Origin of the sequence: Kribbella sp. VKM Ac-2566, assembly GCF_004366005.1 — a bacterium.
Taxonomy (GTDB): domain Bacteria; phylum Actinomycetota; class Actinomycetes; order Propionibacteriales; family Kribbellaceae; genus Kribbella; species Kribbella pratensis.
Genome location: NZ_SODT01000013.1, coordinates 441,925 through 459,888 on the forward strand (window position 1 = coordinate 441,925; position 17,964 = coordinate 459,888).

At 69.5% G+C, this 17,964-nt stretch carries 16 protein-coding genes; 8 read left to right on the forward strand and 8 right to left on the reverse strand.

The window, feature by feature from the left end:
• The first annotated feature begins 1 nt into the window (after position 1).
• Positions 2–1,672 carry a SulP family inorganic anion transporter gene (locus EV647_RS32875; protein ID WP_134009916.1) on the forward strand — a complete coding sequence of 557 codons (1,671 nt, stop codon included), beginning with the start codon at positions 2–4 and terminating at the stop codon, positions 1,670–1,672.
• Here EV647_RS32875 and EV647_RS32880 read toward each other — a convergent pair.
• The 3 genes from EV647_RS32880 to EV647_RS32890 all read right to left on the reverse strand — a co-directional run bounded on the left by EV647_RS32880 (position 1,669) and on the right by EV647_RS32890 (position 5,690).
• Positions 1,669–2,856: an acetate/propionate family kinase gene (locus tag EV647_RS32880; protein WP_134009918.1), complete on the reverse strand. Its 1,188-nt coding sequence runs from the start codon at positions 2,854–2,856 to the stop codon at positions 1,669–1,671. The genes EV647_RS32875 and EV647_RS32880 overlap by 4 nt on opposite strands.
• 108 nt (positions 2,857–2,964) lie before the next feature.
• The gene (gene pta, locus EV647_RS32885) at positions 2,965–5,034 is read right to left on the reverse strand and encodes a phosphate acetyltransferase (RefSeq protein WP_134009920.1); all 2,070 of its coding nucleotides are present in this window, start codon (positions 5,032–5,034) and stop codon (positions 2,965–2,967) included.
• A gap of 32 nt (positions 5,035–5,066) precedes the next feature.
• Positions 5,067–5,690 (reverse strand): TetR/AcrR family transcriptional regulator, encoded by a 624-nt coding sequence (locus EV647_RS32890; protein WP_134009922.1) that lies wholly within the window; start codon positions 5,688–5,690, stop codon positions 5,067–5,069.
• Positions 5,691–5,784: 94 nt separating this feature from the next.
• On the opposite strand from EV647_RS32890, the gene EV647_RS32895 reads away from it, so the two are divergent.
• The 4 genes from EV647_RS32895 to EV647_RS32910 all read left to right on the forward strand — a co-directional run bounded on the left by EV647_RS32895 (position 5,785) and on the right by EV647_RS32910 (position 9,102).
• Positions 5,785–6,534 (forward strand): SDR family NAD(P)-dependent oxidoreductase, encoded by a 750-nt coding sequence (locus EV647_RS32895; RefSeq protein ID WP_134009924.1) that lies wholly within the window; start codon positions 5,785–5,787, stop codon positions 6,532–6,534.
• Between the two features lie 79 nt (positions 6,535–6,613).
• Positions 6,614–6,982, forward strand: coding sequence for a cupin domain-containing protein (locus EV647_RS32900; protein WP_133789233.1), 369 nt, complete (start codon positions 6,614–6,616; stop codon positions 6,980–6,982).
• Positions 6,979–7,392: a hypothetical protein gene (locus EV647_RS32905; RefSeq protein WP_134009926.1), complete on the forward strand. Its 414-nt coding sequence runs from the start codon at positions 6,979–6,981 to the stop codon at positions 7,390–7,392. The genes EV647_RS32900 and EV647_RS32905 overlap by 4 nt, the downstream gene beginning before the upstream one ends.
• A gap of 18 nt (positions 7,393–7,410) precedes the next feature.
• On the forward strand, positions 7,411–9,102 hold the full coding sequence (locus EV647_RS32910) for a hypothetical protein (RefSeq protein ID WP_134009928.1): 1,692 nt from the start codon (positions 7,411–7,413) through the stop codon (positions 9,100–9,102).
• 37 nt (positions 9,103–9,139) lie between these two features.
• Here EV647_RS32910 and EV647_RS32915 read toward each other — a convergent pair whose 3' ends face one another.
• The 3 genes from EV647_RS32915 to EV647_RS32925 form a co-directional block, all read right to left on the reverse strand.
• Entirely contained in the window at positions 9,140–9,520 is a 381-nt protein-coding gene (locus EV647_RS32915) for a VOC family protein (RefSeq protein WP_134009929.1), read from the reverse strand.
• Between the two features lie 71 nt (positions 9,521–9,591).
• A complete protein-coding gene (locus EV647_RS32920) occupies positions 9,592–10,326 on the reverse strand; it encodes a YafY family protein (RefSeq protein WP_134009931.1) in 735 nt (244 codons plus the stop codon).
• A gap of 35 nt (positions 10,327–10,361) precedes the next feature.
• Entirely contained in the window at positions 10,362–10,985 is a 624-nt protein-coding gene (locus EV647_RS32925; RefSeq protein ID WP_134009933.1) for a VOC family protein, read from the reverse strand.
• Between the two features lie 127 nt (positions 10,986–11,112).
• On the opposite strand from EV647_RS32925, the gene EV647_RS32930 reads away from it, so the two are divergent.
• The gene (locus tag EV647_RS32930) at positions 11,113–12,828 is read left to right on the forward strand and encodes a sodium:proton antiporter (protein ID WP_134009935.1); all 1,716 of its coding nucleotides are present in this window, start codon (positions 11,113–11,115) and stop codon (positions 12,826–12,828) included.
• Here the strand turns inward: EV647_RS32930 and EV647_RS32935 are convergent.
• Together EV647_RS32935 and EV647_RS32940 are read right to left on the reverse strand one after the other, a co-directional pair.
• A complete protein-coding gene (locus EV647_RS32935; protein ID WP_134009937.1) occupies positions 12,825–13,559 on the reverse strand; it encodes a dienelactone hydrolase family protein in 735 nt (244 codons plus the stop codon). The genes EV647_RS32930 and EV647_RS32935 overlap by 4 nt on opposite strands.
• A 183-nt stretch (positions 13,560–13,742) precedes the next feature.
• Entirely contained in the window at positions 13,743–15,143 is a 1,401-nt protein-coding gene (locus tag EV647_RS32940; protein WP_134009939.1) for a sulfatase, read from the reverse strand.
• 65 nt (positions 15,144–15,208) lie between these two features.
• On the opposite strand from EV647_RS32940, the gene EV647_RS32945 reads away from it, so the two are divergent.
• Together EV647_RS32945 and EV647_RS32950 are read left to right on the forward strand one after the other, a co-directional pair.
• Entirely contained in the window at positions 15,209–16,342 is a 1,134-nt protein-coding gene (locus EV647_RS32945; protein WP_202876381.1) for an ROK family transcriptional regulator, read from the forward strand.
• Entirely contained in the window at positions 16,339–17,952 is a 1,614-nt protein-coding gene (locus tag EV647_RS32950) for an alpha-L-arabinofuranosidase C-terminal domain-containing protein (protein ID WP_238177507.1), read from the forward strand. The genes EV647_RS32945 and EV647_RS32950 overlap by 4 nt, the downstream gene beginning before the upstream one ends.
• Positions 17,953–17,964: the final 12 nt, after the last annotated feature.

Here is a 17,964-nt window from a genome sequence, read left to right on the forward strand (position 1 = left end):
CTTGACGATTCCCGGAGTCGAGACGCTGCGCCAGTATCAGCGGGGCTGGTTGCGGGCCGACGTACTCGCCGGCCTGACCGTCGCGGCGTACTTCGTCCCCCAGGTGATGGCGTATGCGCAGCTCGCTGGTCTGCCGGCGGTGACCGGGTTGTGGGTCGCGCTCGGTCCGTTGGTGCTGTACTTCTTCCTCGGCTCTTCGCGGCTGCTGTCACTCGGTCCGGAGTCGACGACGGCGCTGCTCACAGCCACCGCGATCGGCCCGCTCGCCGCTGGTGATCCGGCGCGGTACGCCGGGTTGGCCGCCGTACTGGCACTGCTGGTAGGAGCGATCTGTCTACTCGGCTGGGCGGCACGGCTCGGGTTCCTGGCCGATCTGCTGTCCAGGCCGGTGCTGATCGGCTACCTGGCCGGTATCGCGGTGATCATGATGACCGGCCAGCTGGGACGACTCACCGGCGCATCCGTCAAAGGGGACTCCCCACCGGCGGAGGTGCTGTCCGCGCTCCGCCTGATCGGTGACTGGAAGGTCGCTCCGGTGATGTTGTCGGTGGCGGCTCTGGCGTTGCTGCTCGCCTTGGCGCGCTGGACGCCGCGCATCCCCGGCCCGCTCGTCGTCGTGGCGCTAGCAGCGCTAGTGACTTGGGCGGCTGATCTGGGTGACAGGGGAGTGGCACTGGTCGGTTCGGTTCCCAGCGGTCTGCCTGTGCCGCACGTGCCGGCACTGTCAGTGCAGGACCTTGGTCTGCTCGTCCTGCCTGCGGTAGGCGTCGCGCTGGTCGGCTACACCGACGTGGTCCTCACCGCACGCGCCTTCGAGAGCCGCGGCGGAGGCGGGCGCATCGACTCGGGCCGGGAACTGCTCGTACTCGGACTGGCCAACGTCTCGGCGGGCCTCGTGCGCGGCTTCCCGATCAGCAGCAGCGGCAGCCGTACGGCCCTCGCGGACGCCTCCAATGCGAAGAGCCAGGTCTACTCGCTGGTGGCCGCGCTCACGATCGTCGCGACGTTGCTCTTCGCCGGTCCGCTGCTCGAGACGTTCCCGATCCCCGCGCTCGGCGCCCTGGTCGTGTACGCCGCGCTGCGCCTGATCGAACTGGGGGAGTTCCGCCGCATCGCGTCGTTCCGCCGCAGCGAGTTCCTGCTGGCGGTGGCAACGACCGTCGGTGTGGTCGCGCTCGACGTCCTGAACGGCGTACTCGTCGCGGTCGGGCTGTCCGTCCTCGACGTACTGCGACGCGTCGCCCGGCCGCACGACGGGATCCTCGGCTACGTTCCCGGGATCGCGGGGATGCACGACCTCGACGACTACCCGGATGCGGTGCCGGTGCCCGGTCTGGTCGTGTACCGGTACGACTCACCGTTGTTCTTCGCGAACGCCGAGGACTTCCATCGCCGCGCGCTGGCCGCGGCCGACCAGGCGACGACGCCGGTGCGCTGGTTCCTGCTGAACACCGAGGCGAACGTGGAGATCGACATCACCGCGCTCGACGCCCTCGACGCGCTGCGCGAGGACCTCAAGTCCCGCGGTATCGTCCTGGCCCTCGCCCGGGTCAAACAAGAACTCCGCGACGACCTGGACAACGCCGGCTTCCTCGACCGCCTGGGCCCCGACCGCGTCTTCTACACCCTCCCCACAGCGGTAGAAGCCTTCCGCAATCAGCCGCCGGACTAACTGCGGACGACGTCGAGTGCCTGCCGGGCGATTTCCCACTCCTCGTTGGTGGGGATGACCAGTACTGTGACCGGGCTGTCCTCGGCGGAGGCGATGTTGTCGGTGGGGTCGGCGTTGCGGACCGGGTCGAGGTGGATGCCCAGGCCTTCCAGGCCGCTGAGGGCGGCAGCGCGGACTTCGGCGGAGTGCTGACCGACGCCGGCGGTGAAGACGATCGCGTCGACCCTTCCCAGTACGGCGTAGTACGCGCCGATGTACTTCTTCAAGCGGTAGCAGTAGATGTCGAACGCGAGCTCTGCCCGCTCGTCCCCGGCCGCCCGGCGGCGCGACACCTCGCGGAAGTCGTTCACGCCGGTGAGGCCCTTGAGCCCGGACTCCGAGTTCAGCGCCCGGTCGGTCTCCTCGGCCGACCGGCCCGCGACCCGCGCGAGGAGCCCGTGGATCGCCGGATCGAGATCGCCCGACCGGGTCCCCATCACCAGTCCCTCCAACGGCGTCAGCCCCATCGACGTGTCCACCGACCTGCCGCCCTGGACGGCGGTCGCGGAGCAACCGTTGCCGAGGTGCAGCACGATCAAGTTCACGTCCTCGAGCTCGCGCCCGAGCAGTGCGGCGGCCTGCCCGGACACGAACGAGTGCGACGTGCCGTGGAACCCGTACCGCCGGATGCCGTACTCGTCCAGCCAGGAGCTCGGCACCGCGTACGTGTAGGCGTACGGCGGCAGCGTCTGATGGAACGCGGTGTCGAACACCGCGACATGCGGCAGGTGCGGCAGCAGCCGCCGCGCGACCTCGATGCCCTCGAGATTCGCGGGATTGTGCAGCGGCGCGAGCGGAACCAGGTCGGTCACCGCCGCGATCAACTCGTCGTCGACCAGCGCCGGCGCCGCGAACCGGTCGCCGCCGTGGACGACCCGGTGCCCGACGGCCACGATGTCCACCTCACCGAGCGCGGGACCATGCGTTTCGAACGCCCGTACGGCGACCTCCAGCGCGGCCTCGTGATCAGCCACCGCCCGGTCGTCGTTGAACTCGCCGTCGGGCCCGTGGTGCACGTGGTGGCTCTGCTCTTCGCCGATCTTCTCGACGAGCCCCGTCGCCGCGGCCTCACCCGACTTCGCGTCGACGAGGCTGTACTTGAGGGAAGACGATCCGGCATTGATTACGAGCACCTGTTCGGTCATGGGGCCTCCCGGCCTGGACTGAGGAGCGGAGGGAGCGAAGCGACTGGAGCGACGAGGGAAGGCCGGGAGTTACAGGCCCCATGACCCGCCGCGACGGAGTCGCGGCATTCAATACTGGGCCTGGATCGCGGTGATCGCGACCGTGTTGATGATGTCCCGGACGGTCGCGCCGCGCGACAGGTCGTTGACCGGTTTGCGCAGGCCCTGCAGTACCGGGCCGACCGCGACGGCGTTCGCCGAGCGCTGCACTGCCTTGTACGTGTTGTTGCCCGTGTTGAGGTCGGGGAACACGAACACCGTGGCCCGTCCGGCGACGGGGGAGTCCGGCAGCTTGGTCCGTGCCACTGCGCTGTCGATGGCGGCGTCGTACTGGATCGGTCCCTCGACCGGCAGCTGCGGTGCGCGTTGGCGGACGATGCTCGTTGCCTTGGACACCTTTTCCACGTCCGTGCCGGCGCCGGAGGTGCCGGTCGAGTAGGACAGCATCGCGACCCGCGGCTCGACCCCGAAGGCGGTCGCGGTCGCGGCGGACGAGATCGCGATGTCGGCGAGCTGTTCGGCCGTCGGGTCCGGGTTCACCGCGCAGTCGCCGTACACCAGGACCTGGTTCTGCAGGCACATGAAGAACACCGACGAGACGACCGAGACATCCGGGACCGTCTTCACCACCTCGAGGGCCGGCCGGATGGTGTGCGCGGTGGTGTGGACGGCGCCCGACACCATCCCGTCCGCGAGTCCGAGCTGCACCATCATCGTGCCGAAGTACGACACGTCGCGGACCAGTTCGCGGGCGCGGTCGAGATCGACGCCGCGATGCTGCCGCAGCCGGTGGTACTCGGCGGCGAACTGCTCGGTCAGCTCACTGTTCTCGGGATGTACGACGTTCGCCGCGGTCACGTCGACGCCGAGCGCCGCGGCCTTCGCGCTGATCGCGGTCGGATCGCCGAGCAGTGTGAGATCCGCGACGCCCCGCCGCAGCAGTACGTCGGCTGCGCGGAGGATCCGCTCCTCCTCGCCCTCCGGTAGCACGATGTCCCTGCGATCGGAGACGGCCCGGTCGACCAGTTGATGCTCGAACATGAGCGGCGTCACCGCGCTGCTGCGGGCGAGCGCGAGCTGGTCGACGAGCGCCGTACCGTCGACGTACTGGTCGAAGAGCGCCAGAGCCGTGTCGATCTTGCGCGGCGCGTCCTTCGTAAGCCGGCCGCGGACCGCGGTGAGCTTGGCGGAAGTGGCCTGCGTACCGAGATCGGTCTCGATGATCGGCAACGTGACACCGAGACCCTCGATCAGTCGTTGCACCTGGCCCGGGAGTTCGAAGCCGCCGTTGAGCACGATGGCCGCGATCTGCGGGAAGGTCCGCGACGCGTGCGCCATCAGGACGCCGAGGACGACCTCCGGGCGATCGCCGGCGGTCACGACCGCGGCACCGTCGAACAGCCGGTCCAGCACGTTCGGCATCGTCATCCCGGCGATCATCAGCCCGGTGACCTCGCGGGTCAGGAGCTCCGGGTCACCGCTCAGGAGCCGGCCGTCGATCGGGGCCATCAGGTCGGCGACCAGCGGCTGGTTCAGCACCGGCTCCTCGGGGATCGCGAACGCCGGCGCGCCGATTCCGTCGAGCGCCGCGACGAGGGACTTGCCTTCGCCGTCGTCCACGCGGTTCGCGATCACCGCGAACAGCGAGCCGTGGTTCGCGGCGAGCTCGGCCACGGCCATGTCGGCGATCGCCCGTACGTCGTGCGGCGTACGGCCGAACCCGTTCAGCACGAGCAGCACCGGCGCGCCGAGGTTCGCGGCGATCTTGGCGTTGAACGAGAACTCGGTCGGCGTGCCGACATCGGTGTAGTCGCTGCCGACGATCAGCACCGCGTCAGCGTGCTCGGCAACCGCGTGATAGCGCTGGACGATGGTGTCCAGGGCCGCGTCGGGATCCTCGTGCACCTCGTCGTACGTGACCCCGACGCCGTCGTCGTACGACTGCTCGACCGCGTCCTGCGAGATCAGCAGCTCGAGAACGTAGTCCCGTCCGCCATGTGTCGCGGTGTCCGCGCGGACGATCGGCCGGAACACCGCCACCCGCCCGACTCGCCGGGACAACTGGTGAAGCACCCCGAGAGCCACCGTCGACTTCCCGGTCGTACCCTCCACCGAAGCAACGTAGACACTGCTACCCATACCGCGAACCTTAGAGGGTGCCTGAGAACCCTCTACGGAACCGCAGGGCGCGTCAAGGCGTGCAGGTGGTCGATCATGGTGTCGACGGCGATGCGCAGCGGCGCGGGGTCGCGATTCACCTGACTCAGCAGCAGCCCGCCCTGCACTGCCGCGAGCATCGCGACGGCGAGGTTCCCCGGGTCGGCGTCGCGGGCCAGCTCGCCGCGTTCCTGCATTTCGCTCAGACCATCACGGATGAGCTCCTGCCAGCGCGCGAACGCGGCGGCGAGCTGGGTGCGGGCGACCGGGTCGCTGTCCGAGAGGTCGCTCGCCAGCGATCCGAGCGGGCAGCCGCCGACGCACTGCATCTCGGTGAGGATGCCGACCATCACGTCCCGCCACCGGCCGAGCGAGTCGATCGTGTCGAGCCGCTCCAGACAGCCTTGCTGTACGTCGAGCGCCTGCGTCGCCTGGTGGTCGATGACGGCCGAGACCAGCGCGTCCTTGCCGGGGAAGTAGTGGTACAGCTGCGACGGGCTGACCCCGGCCGCCGACTGGATGTCCTCGATCGTGGTGCGCGCGACGCCGTACTCGAGCATCAGCCGCGCCGCGGCCACGACGATCCGGTCCCGGGTCGCCTGCCCTTTGCTGGTCAGCCGCCGTGCGATTTCGGTCATGCCACCCACCGTACGGATTTTGGAGTTGATACTCCAATTTCGTCGGAGAACTATCGGTCTCAACGACTCCAACTAGTGGATGGACTGAACCGATATGACGCAGGACTTCGCCGGCCGGACCGCACTCGTCACCGGCGGCAACAGTGGGATCGGCCGCGCCGTGGCCGGCCAGTTGGCCCGGCGCGGCGCGCACGTGGTGATCAGCGGACGCGACGTCGCCCGAGGGAACAGGGCGGTCGGTGAGATCCGGGCCGAGGGCGGTACGGCGGACTTCGTCCAGGCGGATCTTGCCGATGTGGCGAGTGTGCGGTCGCTGGCCAAGCAAGCGGTCGAACTCGGCGGCGGGCAGGTCGACGTACTGATCAACAACGCCGGGATCTTCCCGTTCGGGGCGACCGCCGAGGTGCCGGAATCGGACTTCGACGCGGTGTACGCCGTCAACGTGCGGGCGCCGTTCTACCTGGTTGCCGAGCTCGCTCCGCTGATGGCGGCCCGCGGAACGGGCGCGATCGTCAACGTGACCACGATCGTCGCGTACGTCGGGATGGCCGGAATGGCGGCGTACGGCTCGAGCAAGGCGGCTGTCGAGCTGCTGACCCGGGCCTGGGCGGCCGAGTTCGGGCCGGCCGGCGTCCGGGTGAACGCGGTCAGCCCGGGGCCGATCCGCACCGAAGGCACCGCGGTGATGGGGGAGAACCTCGACAACCTGGCCGGCACGACACCCCTGCAGCGCGTCGGTGCCCCGGACGAGGTCGCCGAAGGCATCGTCTTCCTCGCCTCGGACGCAGCCTCCCTGATCCACGGCGCCACCCTCCCCATCGACGGCGGCCGGCTGGCGGTCTGACGGGCCGCGTCACGATCGTTCCCTCGGGAGTCACGCCGTACGGGTGTCCAGCGAAGTTGAACGAGTGGAGGAGGACACCATGCCGAGTGCGAACCTGGCTGCCACGCCGGTGGCGGTCGAGATTCCCGAGTTGACCGGAAGGTACGCCGCGGTGGGCGACTACACCGTTGCGTTCGAGAGCTATCCCCGTGATGTGGACCCGGCGCCGTACTTCGCCGGACTGCCCGACGACCGCTGCCAGTGCCCGCACTGGGGCGTGGTCACGGCGGGGGAGATCACCTTCCGCTGGGACGACCACAGCGAGACGTTCCGGGCCGGCGACGCCTACTACGCCGGACCGGGCCATCTCCCGCTGCTCACGGCGGGGACGAGCATCGTGGAGTTCAGTCCGACAGCGGAACTGGACAAGACGATGGCTGTCGTCGGGGCGAACCTGGAGCGGGCATGAGGACTGTCGCCACCGAGGTCGACCTGTCGGTGGCGCGGGTGGTGGAGTGGCTCGAGACCGGCGTGGCGCCGGACCGGACGTTCGCGGCGGACTGCTTCGCCGACGTGAGCCTGCCGCACTGGCGGGTGCAGTTCGCCACCGGCGCCGCGACGATCGCGGGCCGGCGTCGGTGGCATCCGTACCCGGGCGTGGTCCGGGTCGAGCGTGTCGATCGGACCGAGAGCGGGTTCGTGATGGCGTTCGAGGAGCGGTGGCGGCACGAGGGACAGAACTGGTACTGCCGCGAACAGCTCACTGCCGACGTCGACGATGCCGGTGAGATCACGGAGTTGCGGGTCTACTGCACCGGAGACTGGGACGAGGCGAGGCAGGCCGAGCACGCCGCCGAGGTGACGCTGATCCGGTCGTGAACGCCGTACCGTGATGGTGTGACGAGCCGGCGGGAGACCGAGCTGGCGGCGCGGACCCGGGTGGTTCTCGATGCCGCGGCGGGGCACGTCTTCGGCACCGAGCCGGGGCGGCTCGCGGCCGAACTGTACGACGTACTCGTGCGGACGACCGACGACGCCGGTCGTGCCCGGGTCGCCGCGGCGCTGGCCCGCTGCTGGGCGTACGGCGGGCACGCGGACCGGGCCGCGTCGTTCGCGGACGAGGCGTTGGCGCATGCGGAGCAGGCCGGCGACCCGGAGCTCATCGCGGACTGTCTGGATGCGGTGCTCGCGGCTCACTGGGGACCGGACGAGCTGACGCTTCGGGAGCTGACAGCCGCGCGGTTGGACGAGGTGTCGGCTCACGTACTCGATCCCGAGGCGCGGCTCCGCGGCCATCTCTGGAGCTTGCAGGTCGGCTGGGAGACCCTGCGAGTGCCGGTGATCCAGCGCCAGTTGCGTGCCTTGGAGTTGCTCGCAGCAGAGTCGCCCAGAGCCCGGTTCTTCGCGGCATCCCGGCGGTGGATGTACGACCACGTCCGCGGCGTCGACGCCAGTGAGCTGATCGAGGTCGCAGAAGGTGCTGCCACGGAGGCCGGACTCGCCGATGCCTGGATGGTGACGGGCTCGATGCGTGGGTATACCGCTCTGCACGCCGGCGAGGTCGAGGCCGTTGCCGAGGTCGCGGAGCTGATGGAGCGGTTCGCACGCTCCGAGGGAGTCGTGGAGGTCGCCTCCGAAGCCGCGTCGATCTGGGCCCTGCTCGGTCGTCACGATCGCGCCCGAGCCCTGCTCGAACAGCTCGGCCCGGACGTGCTGGAGTCGCTGCCCCGGGACGTGAACTACCTCCTGAACCTGCACTGCGTACTCGAGGCCGCACTCGCGGTCGGCGACGAGCAGATCGTCGGTACGGCGGCCCGCCTGCTCACGCCGTACGAGAACCGGGCCGTGCTGAATGCCGGAGCCGTCTACTTCCACGGCGTCACCGACGACTCCCTGGCCCGAGCCGCCGCCTTCACGGGCGACCATGCCCGCGCGGACCAGCTACGAGCAAGAGCCCTGGCGACCTACCGCCGCCTCGACGCGACGTGGTGGCAGAACCGCCTGCAGTTCGCATCCGACCCGACCACGCCGGCATCTACCGAGACCGTCGTCCATTTCCGGCCGGTTGGCGACGGGCTGTGGTTGATCGGGTCGGAGGCTCGCCCGCTGCGGGCGCTCCGCGGCTTCGAGTACCTGCACCGGCTTCTGGCTCAGCCGGGCCGGGCGGTGTCGGCGATCGACCTCGTCACCGACGGCACAGCCACGGTGATTCAGCCGGACACCGGTCCGCAGCTCGACCGTCAGGCGGCCACGGCGTACCGGCAGCGACTGTCCGACCTCGCCGCCGAACTTGCCGAGGCCGCCGACTGGGGCGACCTGGCGCGCGTCGAGTCCCTCACCGCGGAACGCGAAGCCCTCCTCGCCGAACTCACCTCGGCCGTCGGTCTCGCAGGCCGCCCGCGCGCGACCGGCTCCACCGCCGAACGCGCCCGGGTAGCCGCCACCAAAGCGATCGCCACCGCCATCGCCCGCATCGAATCGCTGGACCCGCCCCTGGCCACCCACCTCCGCGACGCCATCCGCACCGGCACGACGTGCTCGTACCGGCCGCGCCCGTCCGATCACCTGACCTGGCAACTGTCCGGCTAGCTGGAGAGGTTTGGCGACGCGCGGTGGGTGGGTCGGGTCACGCGGCGGGTGGGGTGAAGACGCCGAACTGGTTGCCGGACGGGTCGCGGAGGTAGGCGAACGCCGGGGTGGCGTCGAGGCGCTTGTTGATCACGGTGCCGCCGAGCTGTTCGGCGTCGGCGCAGGTGGCTTCGATGTCGGCGACCAGGATGTAGAACACCGCGTGGTTCGGCAGTTGCCCGTTGGTGCCGAAGATGCCGCCCATCGGCCGGTCGGCGCCGGAGGCCTTGATGTTGCGGTACTCGAGGCCGGTGGCGGCCAGGGCGCCGTCGGACTCGAAGGTCCAGTCGAACAGGCTGCCGTAGAACTTCTGGGTGGTCTCGGGGTCGTCGGTCGCGACCTCGAACCAGGCCAGCGTGCCGGGGGCCGGAGTACTCATCGATCTCTCTCTTTCATCCGTGGACTTCAGGTGTGCAACGGACCCCACGGTTTCAGCGGTTCGCGACAGCCCTATGTCGGAGTTGGGAAAAGATCTTCGGGACGCAGCGCGGCGTGCGGCAGTTTGGTTTCGTAACCGTCGACCTCCAGATCCCCGGTCGCCAGCGGCCGTGACAGCGGTGTCGCGGTGCGTTCGGCGCGGGTGATCCGATCCATCCGGAACACCCGGTCCTCCTGACGCAGGTGACACCAGGCGGTCAGGTAGGAGCCGTTCGGCCCGACGACGACATGCTGCGGCTCGACCTCCCGCTCGGTCCCGACACCGCCGACATCGGTGTACTCGATCCGCAGCACCTGGTTGTCGCGCACCGCGCGCCAGATCTGCTCCGCGATCTCCCCGTCCGGATCCGGCACCGGCCGCACCAGGAGCCGCACCTTCGCCGCCGCCGTACGCGCCTCGTCGAGATCCCGCTGCGGCATCGCGGCCACGATCTTCTGCAGCGCGGTCCGGGCGTCGCGTGCGAACAGCACATGGTTGCCGCGGCTCAACGCCACCGCGACCGCCATCGCCTCCCGCGCGGTGAAGTTCAGCGGCGGGAGGCTCATCGACCGGTCCACCGAGTACCCACCAGTGCGTCCCTGTTTCGTCGCCAGCGGTACGCCGGCCTGCCCGAGAGCACTGAGATCACGCTCGATGGTCCGTACGCTCACCTCGAAACGCGCCGCCAACTGTCGCGCCGTACGCCCCCGAGGACCCGCCGCCCGCAACTCCTCGGCGAGCGCATACAGCCGATCGATCCGGTTCATGATCGGCACGCTAGCCGCGCCCACGGACAATTCGGTTACTGAGGGAGTTCGGCTCCGGTGCGCTCGGCGAGCATGTACGTGGCGTACCAGGTCGGCCAGTTCTCGTCGGCCTGGCCGGTGCGGGCCTCGTGCTCGCCGTGGGCGGCCGCGGCGCGCCGGAGGGCCGCCTCGAGGTCGTCGACGGAGGTGTACGTCGCGTCGTCGACGCGCCCGGGCAGCCGCTTGGTGACCTCCTGCAGCAGCCAGGTGTTCCCGTCGGGGTCACTGAAGGTCGCGAACGACCCGTAGCTCGACCGCTCGTCCGCCGGCCCGGTCACCCGGCCGCTGGTGTCGCCCGCCTCGAACTGCGCGCCGGGAGCAGCCGGGTGGAAGACCTCGCTGAGCTTGGCACCCTGCGCCAGCAGTTCCGACCGCGCCGCCTCCACATCAGTCACGACCAGGTAGAGCCCTTGCGCAGTCCCCGGCTCGGCCGAGGTGATCTTCGTACCGAACTGGACCGAGGCGGGGGAGCCCGGCGGGGTGAACTGCACGACCCGGAACCCGTTGTCGAACGCGAAGTCCGCGTCCAGCCGCCAGCCGAGGCCGCTGTAGAACTCCTTCGACCGATCGGCATCCGCGACCGGGACGACGACGGCTTCCAGCTTCAGGTCGGTGCTCATGACTTCCTCCAGAGGATTCAACTCGTTCACTGACCTCCACTGTGCGGCCTCGGCGCCCCCGTGACACCAGTGAGAATCCCTGGTCATTACCCGGGCCCACCGGGAGTCGGCCCTAGAGTGCTGTCACGTGGACCATCAGATCGTTCTGATCGCCGGTGCCGGCCTCGCGATCATGATCGCGGCGTCGGTGTTCGCACGCCGGACCGGCGTCGCCGCGCCGCTGCTGCTCGTTGCCCTGGGCATCGGGGCCAGCTACCTGCCGAGTACGCCGGCCATCCACATCGAGCCCGAGATCATTCTCGCGGGCATCCTGCCGCCGCTGCTCTACGCATCGGCGGTGCAACTCCCGGTTCTCGACGTACGGCGGAACTTCGGGCTGATCTCGTGGTTGTCGATCGTGATGGTGATCGTGTCCGCGCTGGTGATCGGGGCACTTGTCCACGCAATCTTCCCGAGTATCTCGTTCGCGCTCGCCACCGCACTCGGTGCGGTCGTGAGCCCGACCGACGCGGTCGCGGCGACCGCGATCGGGCACCGCGTCGGGCTCCCACCCCGACTGATGATCGTGCTCGAAGGCGAGAGCCTCGTCAACGACGCCTCGGCACTCGTCGTCCTGCGTACGGCGGTTGCCGCGCTGGCAGTCACCACCCACTTCAGCCTCGGCCACACGGCGCTCGATTTCGCCTGGGCGGTCGTGGGCGCGATCTTGATCGGGGTAGCGGTCGGCCTACTGACCGTCGTACTGCGGCAGCGTCTGGACGACCCGGTGCTCAACACGACGATCTCGTTCGCCGTACCGTTCCTCGCGTACTTCCCGGCCGAGGAGGCGCACGCGTCCGGCGTACTCGCCGTGGTGCTCGCCGGCCTGCTGACCGGAGCGCTCGGCAGCCGGAAGTTCAGTGCGCGCGACCGGCAGACGCAGGCGACCACCTGGACGACGATCAGCTTCATCTTGGAGAGCGGCGTCTTCCTCGCGATGGGGTACCAGTTGCCGGAGCTCGTCGACGACGCCCGCGCGGAGACGACGATCGGCGAACTCACCGGGCTCGTCCTGCTGGTGGTCGGCCTGCTGGTCGTCCTGCGTTTCCTCGGCCTGGCCTGGCCCTGGCTGCAGAGCCGGTTCGGCCGGGACAACCGAACCGAGCAGGTGAGGGCCCAGCTGGACCAGTTCGAGGAGCACCTGGACTCAATGGAGCCGGCCGGTGCGCGCGAGGAGAACCGGGTCGCTTGGGCGCGCAAACGGCTCGCGCGCGGCCGGGCGGACGCGGATTTCGAGGAGCGCGAACCGATCACCGGCCGCGGCCTGCTGGTGCTCGCCTGGGCCGGGATGCGCGGCGTCGTGACGGTCGCGGCCGCCCAGACGATTCCGGCCGGTACGCCGCATCGCGACACGGTCGTGCTCGCGGCGTTCGTCGTCGCGCTGATCACGCTGGTGCTGTTCGGGATCTCGCTGCCCGCGGTGATCGCGAAGATGCGGTTCCGTCCGGAGAGCAGCGAGGACAAGCGCGACTCGGTGCAAGCGCTGATGCGGCAGATCGGCGAGGCCGCGATCGACGCGGTCGGCCCGCTCGAGGAGCAGACCGTCGACGGTCAGCCTCTCGATCCGGTCGTGGTCAGCACGCTGAAGGACCGGATCGTGCCGCGCCTGGTCTCCGGGAGCCGGCAGCTCCGGGAGACCAAGGCGGACACGCGCGAGCAGATGGAGATCCTGCAGCGCCGCTACCTCGACGCGATGCGCGAAGCCCTCGGGACCGAACGCAGCATCGGCGTCTACAGCTCCGAGACGTACCGGCGGGTCGAAGGATTCCTCGACACCGTCGAACAGCGCTTCAGCACGTCCTAGCGCAGGTGGCGGTTGAAGAACCGCACCATGCTCTCGACCTCGAACCGCGGGACCTCCTTGTGCGCGCCCGCGTTCGCGTGCAGGGACTTCTCAGTCGCCGCGAACGCGTCGAACAACGCCAGCCCGGAATCGCGCGGGATGTGCTGATCGTCCCACTGCAGCAGGAACTCGACCGGCACCTTGATCCGGCGGGCATGCTCGGCGAGCGTCCCGTCGTACCAGAAGATACCGAACACCGCGGCTGCGATCCGGGGATCGGCGGCAGTCAGCGGTACGCCGATCGCGGTGCCCATGTTGAGCCCGAAGTACCCGAACGGGCCGTCGATCTCGGGCAGTCGCTCGAGCGCGTCGAGGGTTGCCTGCCATTCGGGTACGGCGCGCTCGGCGAGATGCAGGTTGTACGGGACGACGATCGGTCCGACCGGTACGCCGGTGCTCATCGCCTCCTGCATCGCGGCGATCTGCTGGTCGTCGAGCGCCGTACGCGGCCGCTCGCCGTGACCGGGCGCGTCGATCGCGACGGCGTGGAAGCCTTCCGCGACGAGGCGCTGGGCGCGGCCGACCATCGGGAGCGCCTTCGCGTCGCGTCCGCCGCCGTGCCCCAGCAGGATGAGCGGGGCGGTCTGGGCGGGCGGTGACCAGAGCATGCCGTGGATGTCGTCGCCGAGGGTGAACTCGCGTTCGAGGACGCCGTTCGTGGTGGTGGTGCTGAGGAAGTGCAGATCAGTCATGGTGGTGCCCTTTCAGGAGTGCCTGGTTGCGGCGCTCCTGGCGACACCTAGTCCGATCGCCCTGCCGTGACGGAGAGAGGGAGCACCCGTCGAGATACAGCGTTCATGGGTCCCACCTCCTCGCGTGAAGTCACGTCCGCCGGTACCGTACTCGCCCGCTCGAAGTGTCCGCCAACGAATTTCTCACCAGTCCGCGACGCGTTCCTGGCTGCGGTCCTCGGTGGCGACGAGGACGTCGAGGAGGAACTCCTGGAGCTCGGTGCGGATGTCTCGGTGCTGCGGGTCTTCCCAAAGGTTCTGCAGCTCGTTCGGGTCGGCGGCGAGGTCGTACAGCTCGCCGGTCCGCTCCCTGTCGGTGGCGGGGGAGCCGTGCTGGACGATGAGCTTCCAATGGTCGCGCCGGAGCATCGTGAGGTGGACCGGGGTCGCGTACGGGTGACCGCTGTTGCGGTACTCGCTCAGCGCCCAGCCGCGACCCGTTGCGCGATTGGTGGCCAGCGGCAGCAGATCCTTTCCCTCGCCGAGGGGCTGCAGTCCGGCGGCGGTGAGGATCGTGGCGCCGAGGTCGATCCACTGGACGAGCTCGGTGTTGCGAGTGCCGGCCGGGATCGTCGAGGGCCAGCGGAGGATGAGCGGGACGCGGACGGCCTCGTCGTACATCATCGGCCCCTTGAGCATCAGCTGATGGTCGCCGAGCATCTCGCCGTGGTCGCTGGTGAAGATAACGAGGGTGTCGTCGCTGAGGCCTTCGGCGTCGAGTGCGTCGAGGATCCGGCCGACCTCCTCGTCGACGAGCGTCACCATCGCGTAGTACGCCGCCTTGACCTCTTGGAGCTCTTCCGGGCTGTACGACGTGAAGCCGCGCGCGTGACCGGCGTACGACTCGTGGGACGCCTCGGTCTGGATCGACGGTTTGCCGATGAGGTCGTCGGGGAGTGGGCGGCTGAGTTCCTTGTCCCGGTAGCGGCGTACGTAGTCTTCCGGGGCGCCGAAGCCGTGGTGCGGGTCGAAGAAGTTGGCGACGAAGAGGAACGGCTTCTCGCGATCACGGGAGTGGGTGAGGAAGTCGATCGTCTGCTCGCCGATCCAATGGCTGTAGTGGATCTCGGCGGGCAACGTGTCGTAGTCGACCTCGGTGCCGGTCAGGTCAGGGCGGAGGGTGTGCAGCCAGCGGTGGTACTCGTTCTCCGACGAGCCCGGGTACGGGTCGTGGGCCCAGCGGAAGACGCGGAAACCGTCGTCGTTCCGCTTCTCGGAACGGCCGCCCAAGCATGCGTTGAGGTGGAACTTGCCGACCAGGCCGCAGTCGTACCCGGCGTCGGCGAGGTCCTTGCTGAACAGGCGCTCGTGGTCCGGCAGTCCGACGCCGTTCGCCCAGAGGCCGTGCTGGTGCACGTACCGGCTGGTCATCAAGCTGGCGCGGGACGGGCCGCAGACCGGGTTCTGCACGTAGCAGTTCTCGAACAGCACGCCCTGCGCGGCGAGCCGGTCGAGGTTCGGGGTCTCGATCTCGTCGTTGCCGGAGGCACCGAGCGCGGAGAACCGCTGCTGGTCGGTGCAGAGGAGCAGAACGTTCGGCCGCATGCGGATCAGTGTATTAAATCTGGAATGTTGACAAAAAGCTGATGCGGCGGTCACAGTCAGGTCCCGTGGGCAGGGAATCGTCCGGACCGCTCCGGCAGCTCCGGGAGACACACGAGGAACGGGTGCTGTCCGCCCTGCGCACCCGCGGTCCGCTGACCCGCGCCCAGCTCGCGGAACAGACGAACCTTTCCCGCGCGACGCTCTCGTCGATCGTGCAGACCCTCCTGAGCAAGCAGGCGCTGACCGAGCGCCGCGGCGAAGATCCGGCCGGCGCTGAACTTCGCGGGCGGGGGCGGCCGGTTTCGGCCCTGACGTTGAATCCGGCCGGTGGACTCGCCCTGGGGATCGATCTCGGGCAGCGCCGGATCCAGGTGACGATCTCGAACGTCGCGCACGAGTTCGTCGCCTCGGGCGCGGTCGCCTGCGCGGAACGTACGTCGTGGGCGCGCCGCGTGCAGCTCGCGCTGGACCTGGTCGACGACCTGACCACCAGCCACGGAATCTCGTTGACCGCGCTCGCCGGCGTCGGCGTCGGCATCGTCGGCCCGGTGGCGGCCGATGCGCGCTCAGAGCGGGCGGAGCTGGTGCGCGAGACCGTTTCGGCGCGGTTCGGCGTACCTGTTCACGTGGACAACAACACGCGGCTAGCAGCGCTGGCGGAGGCGGTGTGGGGCGCAGCGGCGGGCGTCGGCAGCGCGTTGTATCTGCGGCTGTCGTACGGCGTCGGCGGCGGACTCGTGCTCGGTGGACGGCTGTTCGCGGGCGCCGGTGGCGCGGCGGGGGAGCTCGGGCACATCACTGTGGACCGCGACGGACCGGCCTGTCCCTGCGGCGGCCGCGGCTGTCTCGAGCGCTACGTGTCGCTGACGACCCTGCAAGCGCAATGCAACGACATCCTCGAAGCCCGCGACCAGAAGGCCCGCGACCTGGTGACGGACGCCGGCAGGCGCGTCGGCGAGGTTCTGGCCGCGGCCTGCAACACCGTCAACCCGGAAGTCGTCGTGATCGGCGGCGAACTGACCGAGACCGGCGACCACCTGTTCAAACCACTGCAGGCCGCGCTCCGCCGGCACACCCACACCCAGGTCCACCGCACGGTACGAGTCACCCGCGCAGCACTCGGCCCCGACGCTGCCGCCCGCGGCGGCATCGCCCTCGTCCTCACGACCGCTCTCGACCAGGAGGCCTCCCGCCGGTGACTCCCGCCGCGACGATCGACATCCGCCGGGACCGGCGGCACTCCATCGACCCGATGATCTACGGGCACTTCCTGGAGTCCGCGTTCTTCGGCAATATCGAGGGCGGCGTCTTCGACGAAGGCTCACCGCTCGCGTACGGCGGCGACAGTGCGCTTGCGCGGAACGGTCTGCGGAGAGACGTGATCGAGCTCTGCCGGGAACTCGGTCTCCCGGTGGTCCGTTGGCCGGGCGGCAACTTCACGTCGGCGTACCACTGGGAAGACGGCGTCGGACCGCGCAACTCCCGGCCGCGGCGACTCGAGCTGGCCTGGGGATCGGAGGAGAGCAACCACTTCGGGACCGACGAGTTCCTCGCGTGGTGCGCCGAGGTCGGGACTGAGCCGTACCTCGCGCACAGCTGCCGCGATGTCGAGGAGGCGGTCCGTTGGGTCGAGTACACCAACTACGGCGGCGACACCGAGTACACCCGGCGGCGGGCGCGCAACGGCCATCCGGCGCCGTACGGCGTGAAGTACTGGGGACTCGGCAACGAGGTGTACGGCGACTGGCAGATGGGCCACCGCAGCGCCGCCGCGTACGCCGCCGACGCGGCCGAGCATGCCCGCTTCATGCGAGCTGTCGACCCGTCACTCAAGTTCATCGCGGTCGGAAAGACCGACGACCGCGACGGCTGGACCGAGACCGTACTAGGGGCCGTTGGCAACCAGATCGACTACCTCTCGTTCCACTTGTACGGCGCGACGACCCAACTGATCGACGGCGACGCGGAGTACGCCGCGATCGTCGCCCAGTCGCTCTACTTCGAGCAGCAGATCGTCGAGTACTCGGACCTGGTCGGTGGGATCGCAGGCGACCGCCCGCTGGCGCTGGTCCTGGACGAATGGAACATCAGGCACGTCGAGCCCACCACCTGGCCGGAGCCGCAGCCGTCCGACGACGGCGGGACGGTCGCCCGTGAAGTCGACGGCCTAGCGACCCGTCCGGCCCACCGCGTGAACCGGTGGAGTCCGAGAACGCTCGCCGACGCGCTCTTCTACGCCGGCGTCTTCCACGCGCTGCACCGCGCCGGCGGCCGCGAGGTCCCGGTCGCGATGGCGAACACGGTGAACCTGCTGAACGCGAACGGCGTGATCGTTGCCCGTCCCGGCGGTGCCGTGCGCGCGGCGACGTACCACGTCTGGGACCTGTACCAGAACCACCTTGGCCCGATCGCACTCGCGGCCGACGTACGGTCGCCCGGAACATTGACCGCCGTGCGGCAGGGCGACGAGCGCGACCACCACGGCGAGTTCCGCACCTATCCGGCGACCGTCCCGGATCTGGACGTCTCCGCGACCCAGACGGCCGACGGCGACTCGCTTCGCATCGCCGTCATCAACCGCCACCGCGACACCGCGATCCGCGCCGGCCTGAACCTCGACGCGAGTCGAGAAGCCCTGCCGACACGGGCTGCGGCGAAACAACTGACCGCGGACGACGTACTCGCATCCAACAGCCTGACCGCGCCGGACACAGTCAGTTTGCGCGACCTGGGCACCGTCGAACTGACCGACGCGAGCTACGACTTCCCACCTCACAGCATCACCCTGCTGTCCTTCGACCTCACCTAGCCGACCACGTCC